The sequence below is a fragment of the Arthrobacter sp. CAL618 genome (genome assembly GCF_000468215.1).
In the GTDB taxonomy this organism is placed as follows: Bacteria; Actinomycetota; Actinomycetes; order Actinomycetales; family Micrococcaceae; genus Arthrobacter_D.
Genome location: NZ_ASZW01000059.1, coordinates 1 through 1,308 on the forward strand (window position 1 = coordinate 1; position 1,308 = coordinate 1,308).

Annotated in this window: 1 protein-coding gene; it reads right to left on the reverse strand. The window is 67.6% G+C overall.

The features are described 5' to 3' along the window. Window positions 1–1,308: FAD-binding and (Fe-S)-binding domain-containing protein (locus tag K728_RS0103715; RefSeq protein ID WP_024475893.1), on the reverse strand; the 1,308-nt coding region annotated here is incomplete at both ends.

Genomic DNA, 1,308 nt, shown 5'->3' on the forward strand with positions numbered 1-1,308 from the left:
CCGCCTGCCCGAGCAGCTCGACGGCGTCGGACCTAAGTACGCCAGTGCAGGACGGTTCAAGACCCACGATCGGAATCCCCTGGTCCACCGACGCTCCAAGCACGGTGACACTTGACCGCAGGATCTTCCGGGCCGAGTCGAGCTGGCCGGTCGAAATCCAGGTGAGGCCGCAGCACACCGGTGCGTCGGGGATCCTGACCTGGTAGCCGGCGGCTTCCAGGACGCGTACCGCGGCCTGTCCCACTTCCGGGGAGAAGTTGTTGGTGAACGAATCCGCCCAGAGGAGCACCGGTGGCCGGTCACCAGACGGAGCGGCGGGACGCGCGTTGAACCAGGAGTGAAAGGTCTGCGGTGCGAACGCCGGGATGGACCGCCGCTGGTCGACGCCCGCCAGCCGGAGCCCCAACTGGCGGGCACCGGGCAACCGGACCAGAGCGTTTACCAGGCGCGGGGCGAGTGAAGCCAGTTTCGCCCACCGGGGCAGCCAACCCAACGAGTAGTGCGAGGCCGGCCGGATCCGACCCTGGTAGCTCTGATGCAGCACCTCGGCCTTGTAGGCGGCCATGTCGATACCGGTGGGACAGTCCGAGGCGCAGCCCTTACAGGAGAGGCAGAGGTCCAGGGCGTCGTGCACCTCTGGCGCACGCCAGTTCGGTGCCCCTCCCTTGGCGCCACCCGTGACTGACCCGTTGATCATTTCCTGCAGCACCCGTGCCCGGCCGCGGGTGGAATCCTTTTCCTCACGCGTCGCGAGATATGACGGGCACATCACCGAGCTGTTGTCCGCGTGCGACGCCCGGCACAGCCCCACCCCGGTGCAGCGGTGCACCGCCTGGCTGAAATCGCCGTCGTCGTGTAGGTAACCAAAACCGAGCCTCGACCGTAACGGCCCCGCTTCCGCCACCCGCACGTTCGCGTCGAGTGGCTCAGGATTGACGAGGATCCCGGGGTTGAGGATGTTGTCCGGGTCGAGGATGCCCTTGACCTTCCCGAAGAGCGCGATGGCGGCGGGAGAATACATGTAGGGCAGGAGTTCGCTGCGGGCGCGGCCGTCGCCGTGTTCCCCGGAGAGCGAGCCGCCGTAGCGGGCCACCAGCTTCGCCGCGTCGGTGAGGAACTCCCGGAACACCGTGGTGCCATGGTGTGCCAGCGGGAAGTCGAGACGGATGTGGACGCAGCCATCGCCGAAGTGCCCGAACGGGAACCCGGTGAGGTGGTGAGTCAGGAGTAGTTCGTCGAATTCGCGGAGGTAATCACCCAGCCGTTCAGGGGGCACCGCCGCGTCTTCCCACCCGGCGTGGGCGGGGG